The sequence below is a fragment of the Neorhizobium galegae genome (assembly GCF_017877055.1).
In the GTDB taxonomy this organism is placed as follows: Bacteria; Pseudomonadota; Alphaproteobacteria; order Rhizobiales; family Rhizobiaceae; genus Neorhizobium; species Neorhizobium galegae_D.
On sequence record NZ_JAGIPG010000001.1, the window covers coordinates 1219409 to 1244867 of the forward strand.

The window sequence follows — 25459 nt, forward strand, 5'->3', positions numbered from 1 at the left end:
GCCGCAGTTCAGGCTTTTTCGAAGAGCGGCGAGATCACCATTTCCGGCACCAGGACAAGTCCCTTGTCGGTGATACGGATCTCGGGGATGACCGATAGCGGGATGAGGTTGAAGCCCATATAGGCGATGGTGCAGCCGGCCTTTTCCCATTCGAGCTTGAGGGCCTTCACTTCGTCGGCGACGTCGTGGACGCGTTTGTCGGACAGCAGGCCGGCGATTGGCAGTGGCACCATGGCCGTGACCTTGCCATCCATCACGACGCAGACGCCGCCCTGTTTTTCCTCGATCGCGTCCAGCGCCACCTGCATGTCCGTCTCGTTGGTGCCGGCAACGATGATGTTGTGGCTGTCATGGCCGACGGAGGAGGCGACCGCGCCCTTCTTCAACCCGAAACCGTTCAGCAGGCCGTGCGCCACGTTGCCGGATGACTTGCCGTGCCGCTCGACAACGGTGACGAAGCAGAGGTCATGACGGTCGAAATGCGCCTGCCAGTCGTTGGCGGGTTCGAGCGTCACCGTGACATGGCCGAGCGTGATGCCGGGAAGCTCCGTGCGGATCGTATGGGCAGTGACGGTATCGACGGGAAGATCGGGCGCCAGTTTGAGGTTTTTCGGCAGCTTGACGGTATGATAGGCGGCCTCCGGGTAGCGATAAGGCTTCGAAAGTGCCGCATCGAGAACCGAGGTGATCTTGCGATTGTCGACCACCAGTTCGCCGCCATACCAGGTGCTGACCGGTTTCAGGTCGTCGGTCAGAAGCACGAGGTCCGCCCTTCGTCCGCCGCCGAGACCGCCGATCTCGCCTTCCATGCCGAAACGGGTTGCGCCATGCAGCGAGCCCATCGCCCAGGCTTGTTCCGGCGTCATGCCGGCCTTGACGGCTTCGCGCGTCACCCAGTCGAGGCCGAAGGCGAGCAGGTCCTCGGCATCGCGGTCGTCGGTGCAGACCGCGACGCGTTTATGCGAGGCGCCGAGTTCGGTGATCGTCTTGATCGCATGCGGCAGCGAATGCCAAGGCGTCGTCGGCGGGCCGCCGCGCAGGAAGAGCCAGACGCCGGCCTCGAGCAGGTCGTCGGCAATGTCGCGGTCGATCGCCTCATGGGTATCGGTGACGCCGGACGCGGCATAGGCCGCGACGAATTCCCGACCGTAGACGTGGCCGGAGACCGGCCGGCCGCGCTGGAGCGCTGCGGCAAGGATGGCATGACTGCGCTCGTCGCCCATGGCGACGGGGACGAAATCCATCTTTTCGCCAAGCGCCACCGCCTCAGGCCATTTGTCGAAGAGGGCGGCGATCTTGGCAGGCGTCAGGTCACCCCCGGCGGTTTCGAGTTCCGGTGACGTGGCCGGCACCGTGCTCGGCACAGTGAGGAAGATCGACAGGGGCGCCTGGCGCGCATCTTCGAGCATGGCCTCGACGCCTGCGACATCCATGACATTGCCGATCTCGTGGCTGTCGCAGAAGATCGTGGTGGTGCCGTTGAGGAGTGCTGCCTCGGCATAGGCGCAGGCTGTGACCATCGAGGATTCGATGTGAATATGCGGATCGACGAGGCCCGGAGCGATGATGCCGCCTTTGGCGTCGTAGAGCTTTGCCGATCCGTTCCGGTAGCTGCCGGCCGGTTTTACGGCTGCGACGCGGCCGCCCGAGATCCAGATCTCGCGTCCGTCGAGAATGCGTTCCGAATACGTGGACAGCACGCGCGCACCCTGGATGACCAGATCGGGGTCGCGACGGGCCGATGCGACATCGGCGAGACGGCGGGTCATGGTCGAAAGCGGCTGAACGGAGAAGCGGGTGAGGGTGCTCATGAAAATCTCATTTCCGGGACTCGGGGAGGACAGGTGGATTGTAGGGAAAGCCGCCGAGGCAAGGAAGCGCCAATAGGGAGACAACGCAATTGGAGCGTTGCCGAAATTCGAACTCTCGCGACGAAATATGCTGCTTTTCAGCAACGCCCCGGTCTGGGATAGTGCGGCTGAGGCAATAAGAGGCAAACGATCCGATGGCCTATATCATCACCGAACCCTGTATCGACGTGAAGGACGGCGCATGCACCGCAGCCTGTCCCGTCGACTGCATCTACGAGGGCGGGCGGATGTTCTATATCCATCCGGACGAATGCATCAATTGCGGCCTCTGTCTCTCCATCTGTCCGGTCGATGCCATCGCCTATGACGAGGAGGCGACCGAGGCACAGATGGCGTTCATTCCGGTCAACCGGGATTATTTCGGGGCCGAGGTCACCGGGTTGGGATCACCCGGCGGCTGGGACAAAAGCCGGACGCGGGCCGTCGATCACCCGGCGGTGACAGCCGTCCCCGTACGTGAGGCGGCCCACTAGGCGTTGGTCCAGCTTCCATAATAGGCGCGGGTGGCAGTGATCAGTTTGCCGCATCTTTCCCGCTCGACAGCGAGGCGCGGCAAGTCCGCCTTGGCCTGCGCCAGCAATTCCTTACGGGCAGCGTCGAAATCGACATTCACGAGCCTGCCGTCCCGCATGACCGGCCGGCCGGCGACATAGACGGCCTTGGCATGGGCGGCGGACATGCGGTTCAGCAGCACTTCGGCCTCGTCGAGATCGTCGAAGACGCTGTCGGCGATCAGGGCCTCGTAGTCGATAACCGTGAAATCCTCGCCGAGAGGCGCGTTGACGACGGCCGCGCCGGTGCGGATCGCGGCGTCGAAGATGTCGGCAGCGGTAAAATCTCTCTCAAGCTCGCGCCCGCCATGCAGGAAATAGAGAAGCCGCATTTCGCGCCAGAGGTCCTGGTCGTCGTCGAAGGCACCACCATCCAGCCCGATGCCGAAGCGCAGGCCGCGCTTGACGGCATCCGCGAGCGGCGCGGTGCCGGAACGCAGGCGCAGGTTGGCGGAGGGATTGGACACGAGCTGGACGCCGCGCTCGGCCAGCAATTCGTATTCGTCCGGCCGGAGCTGAACGCCGTGGGCGACCGCCAGGCGCGGTGACAGGAAGCCTATATCGTCGAGATAGCGGACGATGCCCTGCGGGAAGCGACGGTCCAGCCAGGCTCTCTGTCGTGGGCTTTCCAGGAGATGCATGTGGATACGGCGATCGTTGGCGGCGGAGGCCTCGGCGATCGCTTCGAGCAGGGCGTTCGAGCACCATTGCGGGCCGATCGGGCCGTATTGGACATCGACCAGCGGATTGGAATTCGCCGCCGCCACTGCGTCGGCGGCGGCAAGTTGATCGCGGAAAGGCGCATAGCGCGGCGCAAGCGGTGAAAGGGCCTCCCAATCCGCCGGGCTCAGAAACGGCTTCAGCCGCTCCGGGCCGCCATCATAGGCCCAGGCGTCGTGATCGAGCAGCGGGCAGGAGAGGCCGAGGCGGATCCCGGCATCTTTTGCGGCGCGGATCACCTCCAGGGCCTCATCGACCATGCGGGCCGCATTCAGGGAATTGTGGCAGTGGATGGTCGCGGCGACGCCGGTCTTTGCCAAGCGACCGAAAGCAACCAAGGCTTCCAGATAGGCGTCGGTGCGGGGGCGGAGCCGCATGGTCGGGATCCAGGTCTCCAGCGCGTCGTCAAGGCTGCCGAAATCGAGCGTGCGGATGCCGTAGCCATGATCATGCGCGTTGACCGGCATCGGCAGGACGAGGTCGCCGGCGGCAAGCGGGATGGCTGAGGCCGGAGCGGGAAGGGCTGCCCACGCCGCATCGCCGCGCAGGGCTTTTCCATGGCCCGGATGCTGCAGGAAGCGTGTGTCTTCGTTCGATGTCACCGCTTGATGACCTCCGCGATCTGGTTGCTGAATTTTTCGAGATCGACGCTCAGCGCCTCGATCACAGCTTCGGTGGCATGGGTGAGTTGACGGTTATGGGGCGCGACGATGCCGACCTCCAAGTTCTGCAGGCGGGAGCCGGCGATCGGCAGGGCGACCACGTCGCCGGCCTTCAGTTCCTTGAGGAGGCCGAGCGGGGTGAAGAAGGCGACGCCTTCGCCGGACAGGATCAGCGGCTTCAGCATCATCTGGTTGTTGGTTGCGACGAAGGTGCGGCCGACGCGATCGAGCGAGGCGAGTTCGACGGCGATCATCGAGCTCATCACCTCATTGTCGAGCTGCAGCAGCAGCTTGAACTGGGCACATTCCTGAAGGGTGGCGCTTTTCTGGCGGGCGAGTGGATGGTGTTTGGCGACGATCACCATCAGCGGCATCCGCACGCCGTGCACCAGCTTGATGTCGTGCGGGCGAGCGAGATCGAAGGTGATGCCGATATCGCAATCACCATCGGCGACGAAATGGAAGATGTTGTTAAAATTGTCGGCGCGGATGCGGAAATCGACGGCCGGGTTCTTGTGGTGAAAGGCCATGACGAATTCCGGCATGAACTGCACGGCCAGACTGTCGAGGCAGGCGATGTGGACGCGGCCGGTGCGCTTGCCCTGCAGGTCGCCGAGATCGGATTTCATGATCTCGTAGTGGTGGATCGTCTCCTTGGCGTGCTTCAGCACCACCTTGCCGGCAGAGGTGAGGCGCAGGCCATCGGAAAACCGTTCGAACAGCGGCGTGCCGAGTTCGTCCTCAAGCTTGCGGATCTGGCGGCTGACGGCGGAGGTTGCCACATGCAGCTCTTCGGAGGCCTTGCGGATCGAGCCCGCGCGCGCGACTTCGACGAAATATTTCAGGATACTGGCGTGCATACTCATCCCCCAAGATCCTGAAATTCATAGCATGGCCGAAGCGTGTTGCGATCCTTCGGATTCGCTTGCCACGCTTCCGTTCTTTGTTCGATGCATGTCTTTACCGCAAAACCGCCGCACACTTTTGCGCGCCATGCATCAGCGGCCCTGCCAAACCGGCGCACGCTTTTCGCGGAAGGCAGTGACGCCTTCGACGGCGTCTTCGCTCTGCAGCGCACGGATGAGCGCGGGGGTGCGCAGGCCTTGGGCTTCGGCGGGGCTGAGATGGCCGGTGCGGTTGACGGTCTGCTTGATCGCCTTCAAGGACAGCGGGGCGCAGGCGACGATATCGCTCACCCATCTGTCGACGGCCGCATCCAGCGCATCGAAGGGGACGGTTTCATTGACGATGCCGAAACCCTGCATTTCGGCTGCAGTGAACTGGCGGCCGGTCAGCATCACCGACATGGCGAGGTTGTACGGGATTTTACGCTGCAGCAGTACCATGCCGCCGTCGAGCGGCATGCGGCCGACGCGGGCTTCCGGCAGGCCGAATTTCGCGGTGTCGGCGGCGATCACGATATCGCAGCCGAGTACCATCTCGAAGCCGCCGCCAAGTGCGTAACCGTTGACGCGGGCGATGACCGGCACGTCGAGCGTCTTGCGGAAGGCAATGCCGCCGAAACCGTTCACGCGGCTTTCCGCCCAGTATTCGAGGCCGGACTTGGTGGCGCCGCCCTTGAGGTCGGCGCCCGTGCAGAAGGCCTTTTGTCCGCTGCCGGTCAGCACCACGCAGGAGATATCGTCGCGGGCTTCGATCTCGGACCAGATGGCGTCGAGCTCCCTTTCGGTCGCGGCATCGACGGCATTCATGCGGTCCGGGCGGTCGAGCGTGACCCGTGCGACACGGTTCTCGACGGAAAAGCCGACGGTCATGCCGCGTCTCCGCGGCGAGACTCCAACGAGGCAAGGATCTCGTCATTGTGCTGGCCGAGGCTCGGCGGGGAGATGCGAACCGAAACCGGGGCAGCGGACATGTCGATCGGCGAACCGATGAGGCGGATCGGGCCGGCAGCGGTTTCACCCGCTTCGAGGATCATCTTGTTGATGACGGTCTGCGGATCCTGAAGCGCTTCGGCGAGATTGCGCACCGGTGCGCAGAGGATATCGACCTCTTCCAGGCGCTTCAGCCAGTGGGCATTGCTGTTCCTCGCAAAGTTCGCACGGAAGATCTCCTGCAGTTCCGGGCGATGCGCCATCTGGGAATCGAAATCCTTGTAGCGCGGCTGGGCGGAGAGATCCTCGATTTCGAGCGCGTTGCAGATGTCCTGCAACGGGTTCTGCTTGAAGGCGCCGACCATGACGATCGCGCCGTCGGTGGTGTCGAACACGCCGGTGAGCGGGAAGGCACCCCAGTTCAGATCCTTTTCGCGCATCATGTGCGCGGCACCTTCCTGCATCTGCATGGCGAGCATGGAATTGTAGAGGCTGACGGCCACGTGCTGGCCTTCGCCGGTCTTTTCCCGGTGCAGGATCGCCAGCAGAATGCCTTGGACCAGATGCATGCCGGCGGAATAATCGGCGAGCGGGGTCGCATAGATCGAGGTTGGGTGGGCGCTGTCCGACTTGCGGCGCATGACGCCCGAGAGCGCCTGGGCGAGAATGTCCTGGCCGCCCTTGTGCTGGTAGGGGCCGGTGAGGCCGAACCCGGTGCCGACGGCATAGATCAGCCGCTTGTTGATCTTCTTCAGGTCCTCGTAGCCGAAGCCCATGCGCTCCATGACGCCGGGGCGGAAGTTGTTGACCACCACATCCGCGCCAGCGATCAGGGCGAGCACGGCGTCGCGGGCTTCTGTGAGCTTCAGGTCGAGCGCCAGGCTTTTCTTGTTACGGTTCAGCGAGCAGAAGACCGGGTTGTTGAGGCCATCAGGATCGGAACCGAGCGACCAGCGGGAGAGGTCGCCGATCTTGCTCTTTTCGATCTTGATGACTTCGGCACCGTAATCGGCGAGCGTCTGGGTGCAGCAGGGGCCGAGCATGACCTGCGTGAAATCGATCACGCGGATACCGTCGAGGGGTAAAGAATTCATTCCGCAGCCTCCAGGAATGTTGCATTGTCGGAGGGCACGTCACCGGGATCGGCACCCTGCGCCCGCATCTGTTTCTGGATTGCCCGAACATCGGCTTTCCGAACGGTGGTTCCCGCATTGAGCGCCACGACGGCCGCGACGCCCGCCGCTTCGCCCATCGCCATGCAGGGCGGGATCTCGCGGCTCGATTTCTGCGCTTGGGGTGTCGCCGAGTAGTGACGTCCGGCGACGATCAGCTGATCCACCTCGCGCGGCAGCATCGACCGGTAGGGCGTGTAATAGTCGCGACCGCGGCAGACGGTGTCGGAGAAGTGGATGCGGTTCATCACGTCGTCCTTGGTGACGACGTATTCGCCTTCCAGCAGCCGCGTCTGGCGTACGCCGGTCTGCGGCGCGAAATCGACGACGTAGGCCTTTTCGAAACCGGGCATCTTTTCGCGAGTGAAATCGAGCAGGCGGGCGATGCGGGCGCGGCCTTCCAGCTCCGCCTTGGTCAGGTCCTCGGTCTTGAGGCCGGAGAGGTTCGGCATATGCGGGCAGTTGAGCCAGACAACGCCCGGCAGCGGCGTCTTCAGCCACCAGAAGGACCAGCAGCCGCCGATCAGGCGTTTGGCCTCATGGTCGATCTTCTTGAAGGCTTCCGGTTCCTCGAACTCGAAATGCTCGGCGGCTTCCGTATCGACCCCGCCCCAGCGGGAGACGGTGGTCAGGATGAAGTTCGATTCCACGTGCGAAGCGCCGGCCGAGGCCGCGACGTCGAGGTCGCCGGTGGTGTCGATGACGACGTCGCCGAGGATCGCTTCCATGCCGGACTTGGTCTGGCAGATGACACCCTTGATGGTCTTGCCCTCCATGATCGCGGAGGAGAACCAGCTATGGGTCCGGAGTTTTACGCCAGCTTCGGTCAGCACGTCGTAGGAGGCGCGTTTGAAGCCGTCCGGATCGAAGGCGGCGGAAAAGCAGATCGGGTGCGGCATCGACTGGGTGTGGAAATCGAACAGGCCCCAGCGGGCCCAGCGCCGCCAGGCTTCCGGTGTTTCGCGGATGTCGAGTTCGCGGTCGCGGCCGGTCGGGGTGACGCAGAGGTCCCATTTCTTCATGCGCTCGATCATCTCCATGCAGATGCCCTGCACGGTGATTTCGAGCTGATTGATCATGTCGTCGAGCACCAGCACCATGCCGCCGGCGGCAAGCCCGCCGACATAGGGGTAACGTTCGAGAAGGGTCACCTTGGCGCCGTTGCGGGCTGCGGAAACGGCCGCGGAAATGCCCGCCGGTCCCCCGCCGACCACGACCACATCGGAACGGTCTACCACTGCGACGTTGCGCGCCGCCTGAAGGATTGTCTGTTGCATTGGTTCAAACTCCCAAAGAACCGGGTCTGATAACGTCGTCGGGCTAGAGCGTTCCGCTCTACCTCTTTGTTTTCACGCAATTCAGCCGCAAAACCGCTGTGCACTTTTGCTGGAATTGCTCTAGTGCGAGCCGGCCGGCTTCCAGCGGATCATCCGGGCTTCGATCACCGAGACGATGAAGAAGAGGGCGACGGCGAGGGCGGCGGCGATCACGACGGTTGCATAGAGCAGGGGCGAGCGGAAATTGTAGGTCGCCTCGATGATGAGAGCGCCGAGGCCGAAGCTCGAACCGATCCACTCGGCGACGATGGCACCCATGACACTGCTGGTCGCAGCGATCTTCAAAGCCGCGAACAGGAACGGCATCGAACTCGGCAACCGCACCTTCCAGAGGATTTCCGTGTTGCTGGCGGACAGGACCCGCATCAGGTCGAGCATGGCGGGGCTTGCGGATTTCAGGCCCTGGACCATGTTGACCAGCGTCGGAAAGAAGCAGATCAGCCCGGCGATGATAATCTTGGGCGCTAGCCCGTTGCCGAAGATCAGCACCAGGATCGGGGCGAGCGCGATGATCGGGATCGCCTTGATGAAGACCGCAATCGGGTAGAAGGCTTTTTCCGCAGTCGAGCTGTGGACGAACCAGATTGCCAGAAGAATGGCGACGAGATTGCCGAAGACGAAGCCGAGGAACGCCTCGAGGATCGTGGGCAGCACGTTGGTCCAGAGGATCTTGGCGTTGTCGTGGAAGGCATAGGCGACATCGACCGGGCTTGGGGCCATGAAGGTCGGTATCTTGAAGAACCAGACGACAAACTGCCAGAGGACCACGAGCCCGACGGCGGCTCCGATCGCGGGCATATGTTTGACGAGCACGCCGGCCGTTGAATCGAGAAACGCGATCTTGCGATCGGGGGCGCCGCCGCTCTTGGTGGTGGAGGAAACGATGTGGCTCACAGGCATTCCTCCAGAAGGCGGCGCAGATGCGCGGTGACGCCGATGAATTCCACCGTGTCGCGCACGGCGAGCGAACGCGGGAAGGGCAGGTCGACCTTCATGAACTCCTTGACGCGGCCCGGATGGGCCTGGAGCATCAGCACGTTCTGGCCGAGGAAGGCCGCTTCCGGGATGGAATGGGTAACGAACAGGATCGTCGTTCCGGTCTCCTGCCAGACGCGCAGCAGTTCCTCGTTCAGCCGGTCACGGGTGATCTCGTCGAGTGCCCCGAAGGGCTCGTCCATCAGCAAGATGCGCGGCCGCGTGATCAGCGCGCGGGCGATTGCCACGCGCTGGCGCATGCCGCCCGAGAGCTCGTGAGGGAGCGCATTTTCGCGCCCCTTCAGCCCAACCATGGCCAGCAGTTCATGCGGATCCGCATTGTTGCCGTTCTGGGCATGCTTTCCGACTTCCAGCGGCAGTCGGACATTGTCGAGTACGTTCCGCCAGGGGAGCAAAGTCGCATCCTGGAAGACGAAGGCGAAGTCGCGGCTCTCGCGAGCCTCCTGCGGGCTCCGGCCAAAGACGGAAATCGAACCGTCGCTGATGTGGACGAGATCCGCCACACATCTCAGCAGGGTCGATTTTCCGCAGCCGGACGGGCCGAGCATGGTGACGAAGGCGCCTTCCGGTATGTCCACGGAAACATCGGAAAGGGCCGTGAATTCGTTGTTCCTGTCACCGAACCGGACTGAGAGGTTTTGGATCGAAACCGCCGTGGCCGCCGGTTCTGCCTGGGGAACGCTCGGCATCAACTTCGCCGCTCCTGACATGGCCATCACCCCACCTGTTTGCGGATGTCGCTGGTGGCTTCAAGGATGGAGAAGTTCGCGACGTCGTCGACCGTCGGAACGGTACCCTTGAACTGCTTGAGATCGGCATAGGCCTTGATTTGCGCCGCCCAGTTCTCACGCGACATGGTACCCCAGCCGGATGCCTTGGTGGTGGCGCCGAACGAGAAGTCGACGCAGGGTCCGACGGCTTTCATTTCACTGGCCTTGTCGAGGATCGGGTAGGCCTCACAGAGCATCTCGACCGCTTCCTTCTGATTGCTGCGAACGTAACCCCAGCCTTTCGCGGCAGCACGGGTAAAGCGTTCCAGAACATCGGAATGCTTGGCGATCTGGTCGTCGGTCGTGTAGTAGACGTTGGCGTAGAGCTGCAGGCCGCTGTCCCAGAGCATCATATCGACTCGGTTGTCGCCGAGCACGTCGAGTGCGTTGACGTTGGTAAGCCAGCCGGTGACCGCATCTGCCTGGCCGGTGATCAACTGGTTCATGTCCGAGCCCATGTTGACCATCTTCACCTGGTCCTCGGCGATGCCGTTCTGGGCGAGAAGCGCGCGCAGCAGGATGAAGGCGGTCGGCTGGGTGGCAATCGTCTTGCCGATCATATCCTTCGGGGTCTTGATCGCCTTGTTCTTCAGCGAGAAGTAGGTGAAGGGGTGTTTCTGGTAGCCGGACAGGAAGGCCTTGACCGGCAGGCCAGCCGAACGCGCCAGCATCACGGACGGGCTGGACGAAATCTGGCCGGTTGCGGACTGGCCGGACGCGACGCCGGCGACGCCATCGACGCTCGGTCCGCCGGGGACGATTTCAAGCTCGATGCCCTGTTCCTGGAAGAAACCCTTCTTCATGGCGGCGACTTCGCCGAGCACGCCGTTCGAGACAAGCCAACCGAGCTGCATGCGCACTTTGGCCACATCCTTGGCGTTGCCGGCCCGGATGCCGAGGAAGCTGGAAGTGGCGGCAAGGCCGCCCAAGGCCGCGGCATTGGAGATGAAGCGGCGGCGATTCAGTGTGAAATGAGACATAGCGTTCCCCTGTTGGCCTTTTGGCCTGATACATTTTCGCTTGACTTGGCCGGTCTCAGCTGCCGGATTAAGAAGAGGATGGCGCAATGTTGCGTTCTAATAAAGAACAATAATTCGCATATTTCGTTGCCGAAAAGGCAACGCCAATGTGTCACCGACTTCCGTTGAAGGCACCACAGCCTCGATCGCGATACCGGAAAACGCCGCGGGGGCCGGCGTTCATGGTAGACGATTTATTTATTTATCCACTCAAGATAGAAAATGCTTGAAGGGTACTCGGCAACCTATCGATGATAGGATACAAATAACACCTATGTATCCTAGCCCGGAGAGATGGTCCTGCAGTGAGCAAAGCACCGAATGCCGCCGACAGAGAGGTTGGAAAGCGGATCCGCCTCTACAGGCGAGAGAAAAAACTTACGCAGCCGCAACTTGCCCACCATGTGGGCATCACGTCTCAGCAGCTTCAGAAGTATGAAAACGGCATCAACCGGATTGCTGTCGGCAAGCTTGTGGAGATTGCGACCGCGCTGAGGGTCGAGATGGTGGCGTTCTTCGACCGCATCCCGACAGTCGAGCCGTCGAACGACAATCAGCGCGAAGACCCGCAATTCGATTTCACGCATGAAGCACTGCTGATGAGCACGGCATTCATGAGCATTTCGAACCCGATTCTTCGCAGACGCATCCTTGAACTGGTTCAGGCGGTTGCCGCAAAAGAATTCGAGGCGGAAGCGTTTTTCGCCGAGATCGAAAGACAGCCGGCCCAGTGATCGGTCCCTGACGGTTTACGTCCTGGGACCATCCTCATCGAGGGCCAGCTTCGTTTTGCTGCGGAATATCGCATTCAGCTTCACGCTCCTCTCGTTTTCGGGATTGACGCCTTCCCAATCGAGCGAGAGTTGAAGAAGTGCCATGTTCGTCAGATGGACGACCGTGGAGAGCTGAAGCGATTCCGCTTCCTTGTTGACCGCAGAAAGCATGCGGAACAGGCGGGCGTATTCGTCGCTGGCGACGTCATTTGCAAGATCAATCATTTCATGGATCCTTGCGCCGAGTCGACCTCGTCGCGCAGTTTTTCCCAATGGGCGGTCTGTGCGAACGTCCATTTGGAGTGTTTGTTGGAACTGCTGATGCCGTTTAGCCAGACGAGGACGGCTCTCGCATCCTCACGCTTCAATTCCACCTGATGGCGTTTGATGTCGTGAAGGATCACTGCACTGCGCTGGGGATCGCTGAATTCGCATCGTTCGAGAATGGCCTGATAGGTCCGCTCGGTGTAGTGCATGAAATTGGCGGCGAGGAAAAATCTCTCCCGCTCGGCAGCCGAGATGAGCCCCATCCGCCCAAGCTTGCGGATTGTCGCCTCGTAATCGACGCGCGGCACCGAGAGAGGCATCCAGCCGAGTTCCTCGGGACCATGGATCAGTGCGACGGCTTCGTCGTCGATCAAGCGGCCGGCGGCATAGTCCGAATATATCCTGCCGATGCCGACCATTCCGAATGCCTCGCATTCGGCAGCGCGCAACGCTCCCATGCTCGAGCCGCCGCCGACGGAGACATCGCAGCTCAGCGCATAAAGAATCTCCTTGTGCCACACGGAGGCGGACTCGCCGAAATAGCCGTCGATCAGCGCGATCGCCTTGGCGCCGTCTTCGACCGCCTTCAGAATATCGCCACGCGCGGCAGGCCCGCGGAAGGTCAGCGAGGGAAATCGTTGCTTCATCTGGTGGGTCGAAGACCCGAGACTCGGTCCGACAAAAACGACTTTCAATGCCGTGACCTCCTTATGGCGTTTGCAGCGCGGATACCGAGCTGCAAATATTGTCCTGAAAGCTCAACTTCCAAGCCGGGAACGACGACGCGGACGACCGATACGGGGAGCCCGGCATCCTGCATGGGAACAGCAACAACTTGCCTGATGCCGGCCAGCCTGAGGCGGGCGAGTATGTGATCGATCGTGCCGTTGATGGAGTAGCGGGTTGCGTCAAGCTCGCGATACCGGACCGGGCGCCTGTGCAGCGACGACAGGGCGACCAGGCGGCTGAGAGCGTTGTCCGCCCGTATGTGCTGATAGATGCGGGGCGAAAAGTCGTCGCGGCTACCGGCAATCGCAGTCAGGCGGCTCTGCGCGGCCTCGGTGATGGCACGCAGCATTGCGCGTACCGGATCAGGATGGCAGCCGCAGCCGCCGCAAATCTGGCTCCAGCGCGGGTCTGATCGCTTGGATGTCGAATCCGGGATGAGCACGGCCAGGAATGCCGGAACCTGGAGGTCCGTCGTCATGTCGAGGAGGAGGAGCTGCATGCCTGCATCGCGGAGGCGACCGACCATCAGGTCGATCAAGGCATCCTCGACCGTGGCTGGATCGACGAGGCAGGCATTCAGTTCCTGCTCGGATTTGAGCTGGACAAGGGTCCAGGCGTCACGCTCGACGAGTTCGCAGAGCCCGTGCAGAAGTGCCTCGGCGCGGGTGTTTCCGGAAGCGAGACCATCGCTGGACTGTTCGAAACCGGCCGGCCGTTCGCCCCGGTGGTCCATTCCGGCAAGCCACCAGGGCACCATGACCTGATTGCCGGAAAGGATATCCAGACCGGGGACCCAAGGTATCTGACGGTCGCCGATTTCGGAGGGCACGCACCGTGCGGTCGAATGAAGGTCGATCATCCCAGCGGCGGAGCCCGCAACGTCGTTGACGGTCGCCAAGGTGAGCGATGCTGGTTCGATTTCCGCGACCCGCGTCTCCAAGGCCTCCATGGCGGCCGAGGTGCGTGCCGCATCGGCATCGACGCCTTTGCCCTGGAAGACGGAAAGAGTGTAGCTGTTCGGCCGCGTCGCGAAGGCGACGGGAATGCCGACCCGGTCGAGGCCGGTCAGGAAGCCGACCCGGGTAATGCCGAGATCCCGGAAAAACGGGCTGATCGCGTCGAAGGTTTCCGCCGGCGAGACGCGCCGGTCGTGATACGTGCTGAAACCTTCTTCCCGCTGCGAAAGGGAGGCTGCGAATGTCTGGATCGTCTGCGTCGATGACTGGATCTGCATCGTCATTTCCGGCGGCCGAGTTTCAAGAGGCCCTGAACTGGAGTGAGACCGGGCGGGCGACTGCCGGGTCTGCAAAAGCGATTGCTGTGCCGAACTCATCTGGTCGAATCGTCCTCTCCAAGGGTCTGTAGTGGAGAAGAAACCAAAGGCACCGTGACTTGGGCGTGACAGGCTTGTTTAGAGGGCTCGTCTGGCTGCTTGACCGTTCTTTTGCTTGGGGGGCTCGTGGTTAAGCCCAAGGCAGCCGTCGGCACCTTGGGCTTCCAGGCTCATTATTGATATCTCATGGCATGCGTGACCTGAGAGAGCGCATTCGGCGCAATTTCGGTCCGACGGCCGAGCACGGCTTCGGCAGCGGCGGAAAACCGCAGGGTCGGGGCCGAGGCGGTGGCTTCAACAGGCTTGGAGGTCTTGAACTTCGTTTCCATGCTTTCTCTCCGCGAATAAGCAGCGTGTGCTGCGTTGCATCGAGAAAGGACCACACCGGGTGTTATTCCGGCGTGACAGGCATTTTCACGCCCGTTTACGGCAGCCCGGCGAGCCGGAGGCCATGAATGAGGAGCTCGGCATGGGCCGGATTGCGGTCCGGCACGAAGTAACGGATATCCTCGCTGCGGAAGTCCGGGAAATTTTCCCTGACGATTGCCGCATATTTACGCGCGGCGGGCATGTCTCCGGCCATCGCGTGACTGGCGGCGAGCAGCCTTGCGGTGGCGTGCTGGGTCTTGACCGGGTCGATCGTATCGATCGCTTTGGAATATTCCTGGCGGACGTAATAGGTGGAGCCCAGGATCCAGTAGTAATAATCCGGCGGCAGCGGGTTCAGCTTGAAGGCCGCGAGCCCGAGATCGAGAGCCTTGTCCAGGTCGCCGGCATGCGACAGCGCGTCCGAATAATCGACCAACACATCCGCATCGCTCGGATTGAGGTTCTGAGCCTCCTGAAAAAGATCCAGGCTTTCGTCGAAACGTCGGCGATAGAGGGAGATGAAGCCAAGCTCGCGGAAGGCGCGGCCGCTGCCAGGATCGAGATCGCGGGATGCGCGGGCGGATTGATTGGCCACGTCCAGCAGCTCATTGTCCTTCATGCCGCGAACCAGCCATTCCATGCCGAGCGAGCGTGAAATTCCGGCATGCGCCGGAGAAAAGCTGTCGCAACGCTTGACCGACGATTTGAACCACTTGCGCGCCTGGCGCAGATGCTGCAGGTCCGTGCCGGACAGGTAGCGCTTCCCTTCGAGGTAGAGCCGGTAGGCGGAGGGGTCGACGTCGTCGAGGGACTTGGCGATTTCATGCCGCTCGATGACATCGGTCAGCGACATCGAAATACGCCGCGCCAACTGGCCGAAAGACGCCCTCATCTGCTGGACGTCGAGCGGCAGGTTGATGGCCCAGAGCACCTCGCCGGTGCCGACCCTCGTTAGCCTGCAGGTCGCAAAAATCTCGTCGCCTTCGCCCTGGATCGTCACGAACACGGAATAGTCGAACTGAAGGTCGCTAAGGGCCGATTGGCTCTGACTTGGATCGGCCGAGCGATTGAGCAGTTCAAAACTCGTATGGGCGGCGATGATCTTGAAAACACGCTGATGGCTGAGGCCGATCGTGACGTCTTCCAAAAGAGCCCTGCCGAGGCGTTGGACCAGCGCGTCCTGGACGATTGTCTCGGGCGGCAGGATCACCACGCGCGGCTGAGCCGGCATGATGTCCCTCGGACGTTCCTCCGGCGCAGGCGTGCGGTCCGAGGCGGGCCTGCTCAGGATGCCGAGTTCGTGGGCGAGCGCAACCGTCTCCGGTGTCGGCGGCGTGCCGTAATCGGCCCTGAGCTGGTCCCGGCATCGGCTATAGGCCTGGCGAGCGGCGGCGAAGTCACCATGGCCGACGTGATACTTCATCAACGCTCGCGCGGCGCCCTCATGGGAGGCATCCAGTTCGATCAGGCGATTGGCAAGCAAGGGCAATGACGGGGACTGCTGGTGGGACGATATCGCCAGCAGGCTTTCGATGTGGCTCGATCGCCAGTCCCCGACCTTGCGTCGTGCGTCCAACAACCAGTCTTCCGCGCCGCCGGTCGGAGCCTCCACGGCTTCGAGCAGTTCGCCTCGAACAACGTCCCAGTCCTCTTCCCTTAGGGGCCCCGGCTCCATCAGGGCGAGGAGATCGATGTCGGACCGATCGCAATCAAGCCTCAGCGCTTCTTCGTCGGTGACAAGGATGGCCGGGGCATCCGGACCGACGGCCTTGGCGATGCGTGCCAAAAGCTGACGCAGGCTGTTTGCACGCTTCTCCGCGTCGTGGGAAGGCCAGAGAAGCCGCCGTATCGTTTCGCGGTCGACCGTCAATTTGGGCGCCATCGCAATGACGGCAAATAGAAAATACGCCTTTTCCGGCAGAGCTATGCTCGCGCCGTCCAACTCAAACGAAGGGCGACCAAGCAACCGGATTTTGAGCGTCGTATTTTCGAGCATTGTATTGTTGTTCGGAACTACGCGTTGGTGTCGGAAATATGTATCGTTATGGGGACTGCCTGTACATGCATTTCTTCAGACTTTAGTCCAGTAAGATACAGCTATCGCGCGCTTCGTCAAACCGGCTTTTATCGCAATGGTCGAAATGTGTTCCTGTCACCATCTTTGCATTGAAGGTAGTGCGCCGAAAGCAACAGGGCGATCCGCGTCTCCAGAATGCCGGCGCCGGTTCGACCCAGAATCCAGGTTACGTCGGGTTTCCGAGGAATTGGAAATATGCCCAGGCGAGAACAAGGCACACGATCACGACTGCAACAACCGCCAACTTGCGCAGCAGCGGGTTTGGCTCCCGCGGCGGCGGTTCCGGGCGTCGGAATTTGATGATGTTGTCGTTCATGGATCTGCTTTTACCGCTGAACGTCTTGAACCGCTATGGGGTTGCGATTGTTTTGTCGTGTTGCGGCTGTGAGCGGCATCCGCGAGGGGCATAACAGCACATCGATCGGCATTCAACTTCCCGTATTCATAGCAATCTCTCCGTTCACAGGCCATTCCCAGCGCAGTCAGCTGCCGGTCTACTTCACGGCTCCCGCCGTCATGCCGTTGATGAACTGGCGCGACAGGATGATGTAGACGATGATGACCGGAGCCGAGGACAGCAGAAGCCCCGCAAACAGCACGCCCCAATCCGTCGTGTATTCGCCCATGAAGGTCGTCAGGCCCTGGGGCAGGGTCTTCAGGTTGTCCTTCTGAATGAAGATCAGCGGGAAGAAGAAGTCGTTCCAGATCGGCACGACGTTCTGGATGCCGGCGATCACCATGGCGGGCCTGACCAGCGGCAGCATGATAGACCACATGATCCGCGGCTCGCTGGCACCGTCCATGCGCGCCGCGTCCTCGAGTTCGTTCGGAAGCGTGGCGATGAAGCCGGTCATGATGAAGACGGTGGTCGGCAGGCCCATCGCCACATAGATGACGATCAGCGACAGCTGCGTGTTCAGGATGCCGAGGTCGCGCATCAGGATGAAGAGCGGGATGATCGCGAGCTTCAGGGGAAGCGTCAGCCCGGCCAGGAAGAACATCAGCACGAAGCTCGAGCCCCGGAACTTGTAGCGACCGACGGCATAGGCCGCCATCGTCCCGAGCGTCAGGATCACGACGATCGACGCGCCGGTGACGATCACCGAATTCAGGAGGTAGCGTAAGAAGTTGGTCTGGCTCCAGATCCTGGTGATGTTTGCGAAGTTGGAAAAATCAGGGATCGAGAACGGCGACTGGAAGATCTGGGCGTTGGTCTTGAACGCGGCAAACAGCATGATGACGATGGGAGCGAGCATCACCACCGTGTTCAGGATCAGGATGATCTGGATCAGCCCGTCCTTGCCGAGCGTGGCGAGCATGCCGCGCCGATCGTAATAGCTTTGCGAAGCGGTGTTCATAACTGAATTTCCCTGGCCCGCAGCTTGAAGGTGATGACGCCGGCGACAAGGGCGATGAAGACGAAGATCAGCACGGCAAGCGCGCTGCCGGCGCCGAAATCCTGGCCCGAGCCGGATTGGTCACCGAAGGCGGTGCGATAGAAATAGAGGCCGAGGACGTCCGTCGCCTTATGTGGCGAGCCGTCGACACCGACCATGATATAAGGCAGTTCGAACCAGTTGAACGAGCCGACGAAAAGCAGCGTGAAGACGACGGTTGCGCTGGGCGCCACCAGCGGCCAGACGACCTTGGTGATCTTCGTCCATTCGCTTTCGGTCTCCATGCGCACTGCATCCAGGATTTCGCCGGGGATTCGCTGCATGCCGGCGAGGAAAACGAGGGTCGGGAAGCCGACCATGTGCCAGGCATTGGCGATGATCAGTGCCCACAGCGCCGTCGTACCCTGGCCGAGCCAGGGCTGGGCAAGTCCACCAAGGCCAGTGCCGCGCAGCGAGATGTTCACGACGCCGAAAAGCGGGTGCAGAAAGAGTTTCCAGAGGAAGCCGACGATGATGGTCGACAGCACGACCGGCAGGAAAACCGCGACGCGATGGAAGGCGGCGCCCGGGAGTTCGCGCCACAGACAGTAGGCGAGCACGAAACCGACGCCGTTCTGCAGCACCATCAGCGCGAAGAAGACCAGCACGTTGTGCGTGAATGCATTCAACGTCCAGTCCGCGTAGGGCTGGGTGAACAGGACCTTGTAGAAATTCGCGAAGCCGACGAACTCGCCCCGCGCCAGCCCGTGCCACTGGAAGAAGGCATAGGCAAAAGCGGAGATGATGGGATAGACGACGAACAGGGCGACGAAGGCGAGCGGCGGCACGATCAGCGCCGTGATCCATAGACGTCGCGCCACGAGAGGCGATCCGGGCATCACAATTCTCTTTGGTTGGAAAATATGGGAACGGCCGCCGTCCGGCCGCTCCCCTTTCGATTATTTCTTGAACGGTGCGTACCAGGCGGCGAGGCCGGTCGTCAGGTTCTTGCCGACCTCTTCCGGGGTCGCCTTGCCGCCGAACAGCTTCTGGATTTCGCCCTGCAGCAGGACGGAACCGGACGGCTCACCGTAGCGGAAGTGCACCAGCATGATGTAGGGAATGGAATGCTTGTTGAGTTCGGCGACTTCGCCCAGCAGCGGGTCCTTGAAGTTCACACCCGGCACAGCTGAGATATTGTTCAGGTCGTCGGCGAACATCTGGCCGAATTCCTGGCTGGCGAGGAAATTGACAAACTTCAGCGCCGCTTCCTTCTTGGTGGTCTTGGCGTTGACCGCATAACCGCCGTCGAAATACTGGGCCACCAGCTTTTCGTCACCGGCTTTCAGGCCTGGCATCGCGAAGATGCCCATTTTGATCCCGGGGTTCTGCTTCTTGAAGTTCGAAAGCTCATAGGAGCCGCCGACGAACATGCCGGCCATGCCGGATGCGAAAAGCTGCTGCGACGAAGCGTAGTCGAGACCGATGAAGCCGTCCGGGAAATATTTGGTGATTTCCTTGAGCTTGGTGAGGGCCTCGACATAACGCTTGTCCATAAAGTCGGCCTTGCCGGCCATCAGGTCGTCATAGAAGCCGCGGGTCATCAGGGTGGAGGCGATACCGCCGACCATGACTTCGTTCTGCCAGGCTGTCGCCGTGCCGTTGCCGAATGGCATGACGCCTGCTGCCTTCAGCTTTTCGGCAGCCTTGACGAGGTCGTCAAGCGTTTCCGGCTCCTTCAGACCGTTCTTGTCGAAGATGTCCTTGTTATAGATCACCAGCATCGTCTGGCTGGCGAAGGGCACCGCGTAGGTGATCTTGCTCGAGCGGGCGGTTTCCGCGGCGACGGCGGCCGGTGCGAATTTCTCGAGCGCCGGAACGTTGGTCTTGTCAAGCGGCAGCAGGTAGCCGGCGTTGGCGACGTTTTCCAGACCGCCATAGGCGCGCGCGAACATCAGGTCCGGCCCCGAACCGCCGGCAAGTGCCGTTGACAGGATGGTGTTGTAGTTCGTCGCTTCGAACGTCTCGAACTTGACGGTGATGCCCGGGTTCTTCGCCTCGAAAGCGTCGATAAACTTCTCGTACTGGGCCTTGTCTTCCTGGCGCCAGCTCCAGAAAGTCAACTCCTCCGCCATTGCCGGCAGAGCGGTCATCAGGGCTCCCAAGGCTACTATCGTGCTACAAACTAGCTTTTTCATCTGGTTCCATCCTCTTGATATTATAGGAGACGAAAGTGCTTTCAGGCCGCCAACCTCTCCCTCGTCGCGCGGCTGAAATAGTGGATTTCCTCTGAAGCGACCGTGATGACGACCGGGGTGTCTGGAGGCAAATCGACCGAGGCCGACGACCTGATGCCGACCAGTGTGCCGTCGCCGAGGCGCACATAAACATACGTGTTCTCGCCGAGGTATTCGGTGTAGACGACGCTGCCATTGAAGCCCTCGATGTTCTCGTCCGTGGAGATCGTCATCGCATCCGGCCGGACCCCGATGACCAGATCCCGTTCGTCCGAATGGGGGAGGCGGGAGGCGTTGACCGCACCTGATCCGGCAAGCGCCAGATGATTGCCGTTTCGCTCGACATCGAGAAGCGACATGCGTGGAGAGCCGATGAAGGTCGCAACGAACGTGTTCGCCGGCCTCTCGTAGAGTTCGCGCGGGCTGCCGAACTGCTCCACCTTGCCGTTGTTCATGACGACGATCCGATCGGCAAGCGTCATGGCTTCCACCTGGTCGTGGGTGACGTAGATGGTGGTGCCGCCGATTTCCCGGTGAAGCCTTGCGATTTCCAGGCGCACGTCGGAGCGAAGAGCCGCATCCAAGTTGGAAAGCGGCTCGTCGAGAAGCAGGACTTTAGGCTTTCTGACCAGCGCGCGGCCGATCGCGACGCGCTGGCGCTGGCCGCCGGAAAGCTCTCGCGGCTTGCGTTTCAAGAGCGGATCGAGCCGCAGCATCTTGGAGGCTTCGTCGATGCGCTTTTCGACCTCGTCCTTCTCAAGGCCCATCAGTCGGGCGCCGAATGCCATGTTTTCGTAGACATCCATATGCGGATAGAGCGCGTAGGACTGGAACACCATGGCGATGCCGCGGCGCGACGGAGCGATGTCGTTCATCCTGCGGTCGTCGAGGTGAAACTCGCCGGAACTGATCGTGTCGAGGCCGGCGATCAATCGCAGCAGCGTGGATTTTCCGCATCCCGACGGGCCGACGAAAACGACGAACTCCCTGTCGGAAATTTGGAGGTCGATCCCATGCAGCACATCGACAGATTTAAAGCTTTTCTTGATGCCGCTGAGGGTCATTCGAGCCATGCCGAAACTCCGTACTCGTCAATTCAAAGTCTGCTCGGCGGCGAGCGCCATGAGCAATTTTGCTGTTTCAACCGAATCGCGATGGACGATGCAATGCTGCCATCCGACTTCGCGAGCCGACAAAACATTTTCCTCTATGTCGTCGATGAAGAAGACGTCCTTTTCCGAACATCCTTCCGCCTGCGATACTGCCTCGAAGATCATGCGGTCCGGTTTCTCAAGGCCCATTTCATGGGAAAGGTATTCGCGGTCGAAATAACCGGCGCCCAGAAGCTTCTCGCTTATATGGCGCCAATGGATCGCCTGATTGTTGCTAAGGCAAACGACGCGATGGTTTTCCCGGAGCTTGCGGACAAACTCGATGAATTCGTGAAAACCTTCGGCGACATAGGCATGTTCGGCTTCGTAGATGCTTTCGTGCGGCACATCGAATACCCTGGCCAGCGCCTGCACGTAGTCGGGTTCGGTCGATCGCCCCAGCCGGAAATCCCGGAAGACCGCTTCCGGAACGTCACCGTAACGCAGGGAAGGGCCTGCACTGCCAGCCTTGGATACCGCCTGGTCACGGGAAGCCGGATCGAGCTTCACGAATACTCCGCCAATATCAAAAATGAAGAGTTTTTCGCGTTTCTTCATGAGCCGGTTCCAGCACCACTCCCTCACCCTTGAGCGTTAACAACCTATTAGATAATTCCGCCCTGTCAATTAAGTATGGAATTTTTTATTCGTACCGAATGTTTTCAACAGGCTGGCGTGGCCTTCGCTCAATTTCGATGGCGGGTCTGCTGTGGGCATGGGTGCGGGATGTCGTGAACCACAAGCGGTAAGGTCTAGAAATGCGCCTCATTTGGGAATGCGCCGGTCATGCCACGGCAGCAATGCCGCGAAGCGGAATGGAATATAAAATTCTTAATATCGTTTATGCTGGGAATTTTCTATCGAAGCTGTTTTCGGCGACTGGGACTGCCGATCGAACGAGCGACGGGAAGATCCCTATCGTCCGGCGATTGATATCATCGTGGCAGGCGGTTGATTGTGTTGGAGTGCGCGCAGCTCGAGCCCCAAGGGGGAAACGCTGCTTCTCTGCAAGGTCGGCAGCATCAACGCCGCGGTCCTCTTCCGCAAGCGGGTCACGGTAGGGCAGGGGCGAGGAGATACCCTGAGCTACCCGATCGCCTGTATCTCCAGGCGATCGGAAGGCGGCTTGATAGCGGCTTGATCGAGGCGGCTGTTACGCCGCGACCGGCTGGGCAGGCGCCTTGGCGCCGGTCATGAAGGCGACCGCGTCGGACATCGTGTATTCCTTCGGATCGATCACGGTCAGCCGTCGTCCCAGCCGATGAATATGAATGCGGTCGGCGACTTCGAACACGTGCGGCATGTTGTGCGAGATGAGCACGATCGGGATGCCGCGCGAGCGCACGTCGAGGATGAGTTCCAGAACCTTCCGGCTTTCCTTGACGCCGAGTGCGGCGGTTGGTTCGTCGAGAATGATGACCTTGGAGCCAAACGCTGCGGCACGTGCCACGGCGACGCCCTGGCGCTGGCCGCCCGACAGGGTCTCGACGGCCTGGTTGATGTTCTGGATCGTCATCAGCCCGAGTTCGGTGAGCTTGTCGCGTGCCTGCTTTTCCATCGTCGGCCGGTCGAGCATGCGGAACCACTGTCCGAGCACGCCACGCTTGCGGATTTCCCGACCGAGGAACATGTTGTCGGCGATCGACAGGGCAGGCGAGAGCGCGAGGTTCTGATAGACGGTCTCGATGCCTGCATCGCGTGCTTCGAGCGGGGACTTGAACTGCACTTGCCGGCCTTCCAGCGTGATCTCGCCTTCGTCGGGCCGTACCGCGCCGGAGATCGCCTTGATCAGCGAGGACTTGCCGGCTCCGTTGTCGCCGATGACGGCAAGGATTTCGCCGGGATAGAGATCGAAGTCGGCGTTGTCGAGAGCAGTCACGCGTCCGTAACGCTTGACCAGGCCGCGGGCTGTGAGAATGGGTTCGACGCTCATGATTACACCGAGACCTTTCTGATCCACTGATCGATTGCGACTGCGGCGATGATGAGCCAGCCGGTCAGCATGACTTTCCATTGGGGATCGGCCCCGAGCATGTTGAGCCCCATCGACATGACGCCGACGAGCATGGCGCCGAACAGCGTGCCGAGGATGGAGCCGCGGCCGCCGAACAGCGAGATTCCGCCGATCACCGTTGCGGTGATCGCCTGCAGGTTGAAGTCTGTCACCGCCGAGGAGGGGGATATCGAGCCGTTGCGGCCGATCGATACCCAGGCGGCGAAGGCGGCAATGATCCCCGCGATCGTATAGACGCTGAGCAGAACCTTGCGGGTCTGGATGCCGGAGAGTTTTGCAGCTTCCGGGTCGTCACCGACGGCGTAGACATGCCTTCCCCAGGCCGTGTGGTTGAGGATGTACCAGAGCACCGCCACGAGCAGGACCATGGCGATGACGCCAAGCGTCAGGATGGCGCTGCCTATCCTGAAATTGAGCGCGAAGAGATGGAGGAGCGGGGCCTTTTCGTCCACGTCGGCGTCGCGGATCGTCTCGTTGGCGGAATAGATGAAATTCGTCGCCATGATGATGTTCCAGGAGCCGAGCGTCACGATGAACGGCGGCAACCGCATGACCGCGACGAGGAACCCGTTGAAAAAGCCGCAGACGCCGCCGGTGATCAGGCCGACGAGGATGGCAATGCCTGTGGGCATGCCGTAGGTCACGGCAAAGTTGCCCATGATGACAGCCGATATCACCATCACCACCCCGATCGAGAGATCGATGCCGGCAGTGAGGATGATCAGCGTCTGGGCCGCGCCGAGAATGCCGACCACCGCGATCTGCTGGAGGATCAGCGTCAGCGTATAGGACGAGAAGAACCGTCCGCCGATGGCGACGCCGAAGATGATGATGGACAGGATCAGCACGATCAGCGGCACGGCAGCGGGTGTCGAGTGCAGAAAATGTTGCGCGCGTTTTAAGAGAGAGACGTCCTGGCTCTCGAACGAGGCAACGTTCTTGTCGCTGCCGTCGAGAACGCGCTCGAATTCCTGGGTTCCGCTCATGTTTCCTCCTCCGCGCGCCGAATGCGCAGGAACCGTCCGTTGGGTTTGCCCGGTCTTCGCCGGTTGCTTCCCAGCGGCGCATCACTGGTCGAAAGTGGCCGGGGATATCAACCCCCGGCCGGGATGGGGCTAGATGGTGAGGATCAACCCCAGCACTTGGCCGTACCTTCCTTGACGTCGATCGACTTGACGCCAGGGACCGGCTTGTCGGTGACGAGCGCAACGCCAGTGTCGAAGAAGGACTTGCCTTCGGTCGGCTTCGGCTTTTCCTTGGTGTCGGCGAACTTCTTGATCGCTTCGATGCCGAGCGATGCCATCAGCAGCGGATATTGCTGCGAGGTGGCGCCGATCACGCCTTCCTTGACCGACTTGACGCCCGGGCAACCGCCGTCCACCGAGACGATCAACACTTTCTTTTCCATGCCGACCGCCTTCAGGGCCTGGTAGGCGCCGACGGCGGAGGGCTCGTTGATCGTGTGGATGACGTTGATGCCGGAATCCTTCTGGAGAAGGTTTTCCATGGCCTTGCGGCCGCCTTCCTCATTGCCGTTGGTCACGTCGTGGCCGACGATGCGCTTGTCGGTCTCGTCGCCGATCTTGTCCGGGTTCTTGGGATCGATGCCAAAACCGATCATGAAGCCCTGGTCGCGCAGCACGTCGACCGTCGGCTGATCCGGGGTCAGGTCGAGGAAGCCGACCTTGGCATCCTTGGCCTTGTCGCCCATGGTTTCCTTGGCCCACTGGCCGATCAGCTTGCCGGCAAGAAGGTTGTCGGTGGCGAAGGTGGCGTCGGCGGCATTGATCGGGTCGAGGGGGGTGTCGAGCGCAATCACCAGGACGCCGGCGTCGCGGGCCTTCTTGACGGTCGGCACGATGCCCTTGGTATCGGAGGCGGTGATCAGAATGCCCTTGGCGCCGTCGGCGACGCAGCTTTCGATGGCTGCGACCTGGCTTTCGCTGTCACCGTCGATCTTGCCGGCATAGGACTTCAGCGTCACGCCGAGTTCCTTGGCCTTGGCCGTCGCACCTTCCTTCATCTTGACGAAGAAGGGGTTGGTGTCGGTCTTGGTGATCAGGCAGGCGGATACGCCTGCGGCCTGCGCGGGGGCGGAAAACGCGACGCCCAGGACAAGGGCGCCGAATGCGGCGGACAATACGGATTTCTTCATGGTCTCCTCCCAGAGTTAAGACTGTCCGCCATGCGGACCAATGTT

The 25459-nt window shown here is 61.3% G+C and carries 25 protein-coding genes; 2 read left to right on the plus strand and 23 right to left on the minus strand.

Features of this window, described 5'->3' with window-relative positions; genetic code table 11:
• Positions 1-8 precede the first annotated feature (8 nt).
• On the minus strand, positions 9-1811 hold the full coding sequence (locus J2857_RS05700; protein ID WP_210009020.1) for an adenine deaminase: 1803 nt from the start codon (positions 1809-1811) through the stop codon (positions 9-11).
• Positions 1812-2005: 194 nt separating this feature from the next.
• On the opposite strand from J2857_RS05700, the gene fdxA reads away from it, so the two are divergent.
• Positions 2006-2344, plus strand: coding sequence for a ferredoxin (gene fdxA, locus J2857_RS05705; protein ID WP_210009021.1), 339 nt, complete (start codon positions 2006-2008; stop codon positions 2342-2344).
• Here the strand turns inward: fdxA and J2857_RS05710 are convergent.
• From J2857_RS05710 to J2857_RS05745, 8 genes are all read right to left on the minus strand, one after another.
• A complete protein-coding gene (locus tag J2857_RS05710) occupies positions 2341-3744 on the minus strand; it encodes an amidohydrolase family protein (RefSeq protein ID WP_348635663.1) in 1404 nt (467 codons plus the stop codon). The two genes, fdxA and J2857_RS05710, sit on opposite strands and share 4 nt — an antisense overlap.
• Positions 3741-4664 (minus strand): LysR family transcriptional regulator, encoded by a 924-nt coding sequence (locus J2857_RS05715; protein WP_210010050.1) that lies wholly within the window; start codon positions 4662-4664, stop codon positions 3741-3743. The genes J2857_RS05710 and J2857_RS05715 overlap by 4 nt, the downstream gene beginning before the upstream one ends.
• A gap of 138 nt (positions 4665-4802) precedes the next feature.
• Positions 4803-5579: an enoyl-CoA hydratase-related protein gene (locus J2857_RS05720; RefSeq protein WP_210009022.1), complete on the minus strand. Its 777-nt coding sequence runs from the start codon at positions 5577-5579 to the stop codon at positions 4803-4805.
• Entirely contained in the window at positions 5576-6733 is a 1158-nt protein-coding gene (locus tag J2857_RS05725; RefSeq protein ID WP_210009023.1) for a CaiB/BaiF CoA transferase family protein, read from the minus strand. Before J2857_RS05725 ends, J2857_RS05720 begins: the two co-directional genes overlap by 4 nt.
• A complete protein-coding gene (locus J2857_RS05730) occupies positions 6730-8088 on the minus strand; it encodes an FAD-dependent oxidoreductase (protein WP_210009024.1) in 1359 nt (452 codons plus the stop codon). The genes J2857_RS05725 and J2857_RS05730 overlap by 4 nt, the downstream gene beginning before the upstream one ends.
• Positions 8089-8208: 120 nt before the next feature.
• On the minus strand, positions 8209-9042 hold the full coding sequence (locus tag J2857_RS05735) for an ABC transporter permease (RefSeq protein ID WP_210009025.1): 834 nt from the start codon (positions 9040-9042) through the stop codon (positions 8209-8211).
• Positions 9039-9833 carry an ABC transporter ATP-binding protein gene (locus J2857_RS05740; RefSeq protein ID WP_245363025.1) on the minus strand — a complete coding sequence of 265 codons (795 nt, stop codon included), beginning with the start codon at positions 9831-9833 and terminating at the stop codon, positions 9039-9041. Before J2857_RS05740 ends, J2857_RS05735 begins: the two co-directional genes overlap by 4 nt.
• Positions 9834-9859: 26 nt before the next feature.
• Positions 9860-10894, minus strand: a complete 1035-nt coding sequence (locus J2857_RS05745) for an ABC transporter substrate-binding protein (protein ID WP_210009026.1) — start codon at positions 10892-10894, stop codon at positions 9860-9862.
• Between the two features lie 344 nt (positions 10895-11238).
• Here J2857_RS05745 and J2857_RS05750 point away from each other — a divergent pair, with 344 nt between their 5' ends.
• Entirely contained in the window at positions 11239-11667 is a 429-nt protein-coding gene (locus J2857_RS05750; protein ID WP_210009027.1) for a helix-turn-helix domain-containing protein, read from the plus strand.
• A 15-nt stretch (positions 11668-11682) separates the two neighbouring features.
• Here the strand turns inward: J2857_RS05750 and J2857_RS05755 are convergent, their stop codons facing one another.
• The 14 genes from J2857_RS05755 to J2857_RS05820 all read right to left on the minus strand — a co-directional run bounded on the left by J2857_RS05755 (position 11683) and on the right by J2857_RS05820 (position 25414).
• Complete coding sequence (locus J2857_RS05755) at positions 11683-11931, minus strand: hypothetical protein (protein WP_210009028.1); 249 nt, start codon at positions 11929-11931, stop codon at positions 11683-11685.
• Positions 11928-12668, minus strand: a complete 741-nt coding sequence (locus J2857_RS05760) for a TfuA-like protein (protein ID WP_210009029.1) — start codon at positions 12666-12668, stop codon at positions 11928-11930. The genes J2857_RS05755 and J2857_RS05760 overlap by 4 nt, the downstream gene beginning before the upstream one ends.
• The gene (locus J2857_RS05765) at positions 12665-13936 is read right to left on the minus strand and encodes a YcaO-like family protein (RefSeq protein ID WP_245363026.1); all 1272 of its coding nucleotides are present in this window, start codon (positions 13934-13936) and stop codon (positions 12665-12667) included. Before J2857_RS05765 ends, J2857_RS05760 begins: the two co-directional genes overlap by 4 nt.
• A 272-nt stretch (positions 13937-14208) precedes the next feature.
• On the minus strand, positions 14209-14364 hold the full coding sequence (locus tag J2857_RS05770; protein WP_210009030.1) for a hypothetical protein: 156 nt from the start codon (positions 14362-14364) through the stop codon (positions 14209-14211).
• 95 nt (positions 14365-14459) lie between these two features.
• Positions 14460-16286, minus strand: coding sequence for a BTAD domain-containing putative transcriptional regulator (locus tag J2857_RS05775; RefSeq protein ID WP_245363027.1), 1827 nt, complete (start codon positions 16284-16286; stop codon positions 14460-14462).
• A 361-nt stretch (positions 16287-16647) separates the two neighbouring features.
• The gene (locus J2857_RS05780; RefSeq protein ID WP_210009032.1) at positions 16648-16797 is read right to left on the minus strand and encodes a hypothetical protein; all 150 of its coding nucleotides are present in this window, start codon (positions 16795-16797) and stop codon (positions 16648-16650) included.
• Between the two features lie 178 nt (positions 16798-16975).
• Positions 16976-17839, minus strand: coding sequence for a carbohydrate ABC transporter permease (locus J2857_RS05785; RefSeq protein ID WP_210009033.1), 864 nt, complete (start codon positions 17837-17839; stop codon positions 16976-16978).
• Positions 17836-18756, minus strand: a complete 921-nt coding sequence (locus tag J2857_RS05790) for a carbohydrate ABC transporter permease (RefSeq protein ID WP_210009034.1) — start codon at positions 18754-18756, stop codon at positions 17836-17838. Before J2857_RS05790 ends, J2857_RS05785 begins: the two co-directional genes overlap by 4 nt.
• Before the next feature lie 60 nt (positions 18757-18816).
• Positions 18817-20010, minus strand: coding sequence for an extracellular solute-binding protein (locus tag J2857_RS05795; protein ID WP_245363028.1), 1194 nt, complete (start codon positions 20008-20010; stop codon positions 18817-18819).
• An 86-nt stretch (positions 20011-20096) separates the two neighbouring features.
• Positions 20097-21167, minus strand: coding sequence for an ABC transporter ATP-binding protein (locus J2857_RS05800; RefSeq protein ID WP_210009036.1), 1071 nt, complete (start codon positions 21165-21167; stop codon positions 20097-20099).
• Between the two features lie 18 nt (positions 21168-21185).
• Positions 21186-21803, minus strand: a complete 618-nt coding sequence (locus J2857_RS05805; RefSeq protein WP_210009037.1) for an HAD-IA family hydrolase — start codon at positions 21801-21803, stop codon at positions 21186-21188.
• Between the two features lie 595 nt (positions 21804-22398).
• The gene (locus tag J2857_RS05810) at positions 22399-23178 is read right to left on the minus strand and encodes an ATP-binding cassette domain-containing protein (protein ID WP_037083513.1); all 780 of its coding nucleotides are present in this window, start codon (positions 23176-23178) and stop codon (positions 22399-22401) included.
• A 2-nt stretch (positions 23179-23180) separates the two neighbouring features.
• Positions 23181-24245 carry an ABC transporter permease gene (locus J2857_RS05815; protein WP_210009038.1) on the minus strand — a complete coding sequence of 355 codons (1065 nt, stop codon included), beginning with the start codon at positions 24243-24245 and terminating at the stop codon, positions 23181-23183.
• Between the two features lie 143 nt (positions 24246-24388).
• On the minus strand, positions 24389-25414 hold the full coding sequence (locus J2857_RS05820; protein ID WP_210009039.1) for a sugar ABC transporter substrate-binding protein: 1026 nt from the start codon (positions 25412-25414) through the stop codon (positions 24389-24391).
• Positions 25415-25459 lie beyond the last annotated feature (45 nt).

Excerpts from the sequence above, each read along its gene's own strand:
- J2857_RS05790 (WP_210009034.1), bottom strand. The coding sequence starts at position 18,756 with ATGCCCGGATCGCCTCTCGTGGCGCGACGTCTATGGATCACGGCGCTG.
- J2857_RS05755 (WP_210009028.1), bottom strand. The coding sequence starts at position 11,931 with ATGATTGATCTTGCAAATGACGTCGCCAGCGACGAATACGCCCGCCTG.
- J2857_RS05775 (WP_245363027.1), bottom strand. The coding sequence starts at position 16,286 with ATGGCGCCCAAATTGACGGTCGACCGCGAAACGATACGGCGGCTTCTC.
- J2857_RS05720 (WP_210009022.1), bottom strand. The coding sequence starts at position 5,579 with ATGACCGTCGGCTTTTCCGTCGAGAACCGTGTCGCACGGGTCACGCTC.
- J2857_RS05730 (WP_210009024.1), bottom strand. The coding sequence starts at position 8,088 with ATGCAACAGACAATCCTTCAGGCGGCGCGCAACGTCGCAGTGGTAGAC.
- J2857_RS05795 (WP_245363028.1), bottom strand. The coding sequence starts at position 20,010 with ATGACCGCTCTGCCGGCAATGGCGGAGGAGTTGACTTTCTGGAGCTGG.
- J2857_RS05745 (WP_210009026.1), bottom strand. The coding sequence starts at position 10,894 with ATGTCTCATTTCACACTGAATCGCCGCCGCTTCATCTCCAATGCCGCG.
- J2857_RS05725 (WP_210009023.1), bottom strand. The coding sequence starts at position 6,733 with ATGAATTCTTTACCCCTCGACGGTATCCGCGTGATCGATTTCACGCAG.
- J2857_RS05740 (WP_245363025.1), bottom strand. The coding sequence starts at position 9,833 with ATGCCGAGCGTTCCCCAGGCAGAACCGGCGGCCACGGCGGTTTCGATC.
- J2857_RS05770 (WP_210009030.1), bottom strand. The coding sequence starts at position 14,364 with ATGGAAACGAAGTTCAAGACCTCCAAGCCTGTTGAAGCCACCGCCTCG.
- J2857_RS05820 (WP_210009039.1), bottom strand. The coding sequence starts at position 25,414 with ATGAAGAAATCCGTATTGTCCGCCGCATTCGGCGCCCTTGTCCTGGGC.
- J2857_RS05700 (WP_210009020.1), bottom strand. The coding sequence starts at position 1,811 with ATGAGCACCCTCACCCGCTTCTCCGTTCAGCCGCTTTCGACCATGACC.
- J2857_RS05785 (WP_210009033.1), bottom strand. The coding sequence starts at position 17,839 with ATGAACACCGCTTCGCAAAGCTATTACGATCGGCGCGGCATGCTCGCC.
- J2857_RS05815 (WP_210009038.1), bottom strand. The coding sequence starts at position 24,245 with ATGAGCGGAACCCAGGAATTCGAGCGCGTTCTCGACGGCAGCGACAAG.
- J2857_RS05765 (WP_245363026.1), bottom strand. The coding sequence starts at position 13,936 with ATGCAGATCCAGTCATCGACGCAGACGATCCAGACATTCGCAGCCTCC.
- J2857_RS05715 (WP_210010050.1), bottom strand. The coding sequence starts at position 4,664 with ATGCACGCCAGTATCCTGAAATATTTCGTCGAAGTCGCGCGCGCGGGC.
- J2857_RS05805 (WP_210009037.1), bottom strand. The coding sequence starts at position 21,803 with ATGAAGAAACGCGAAAAACTCTTCATTTTTGATATTGGCGGAGTATTC.
- J2857_RS05810 (WP_037083513.1), bottom strand. The coding sequence starts at position 23,178 with ATGAGCGTCGAACCCATTCTCACAGCCCGCGGCCTGGTCAAGCGTTAC.
- fdxA (WP_210009021.1), top strand. The coding sequence starts at position 2,006 with ATGGCCTATATCATCACCGAACCCTGTATCGACGTGAAGGACGGCGCA.
- J2857_RS05780 (WP_210009032.1), bottom strand. The coding sequence starts at position 16,797 with ATGAACGACAACATCATCAAATTCCGACGCCCGGAACCGCCGCCGCGG.
- J2857_RS05800 (WP_210009036.1), bottom strand. The coding sequence starts at position 21,167 with ATGGCTCGAATGACCCTCAGCGGCATCAAGAAAAGCTTTAAATCTGTC.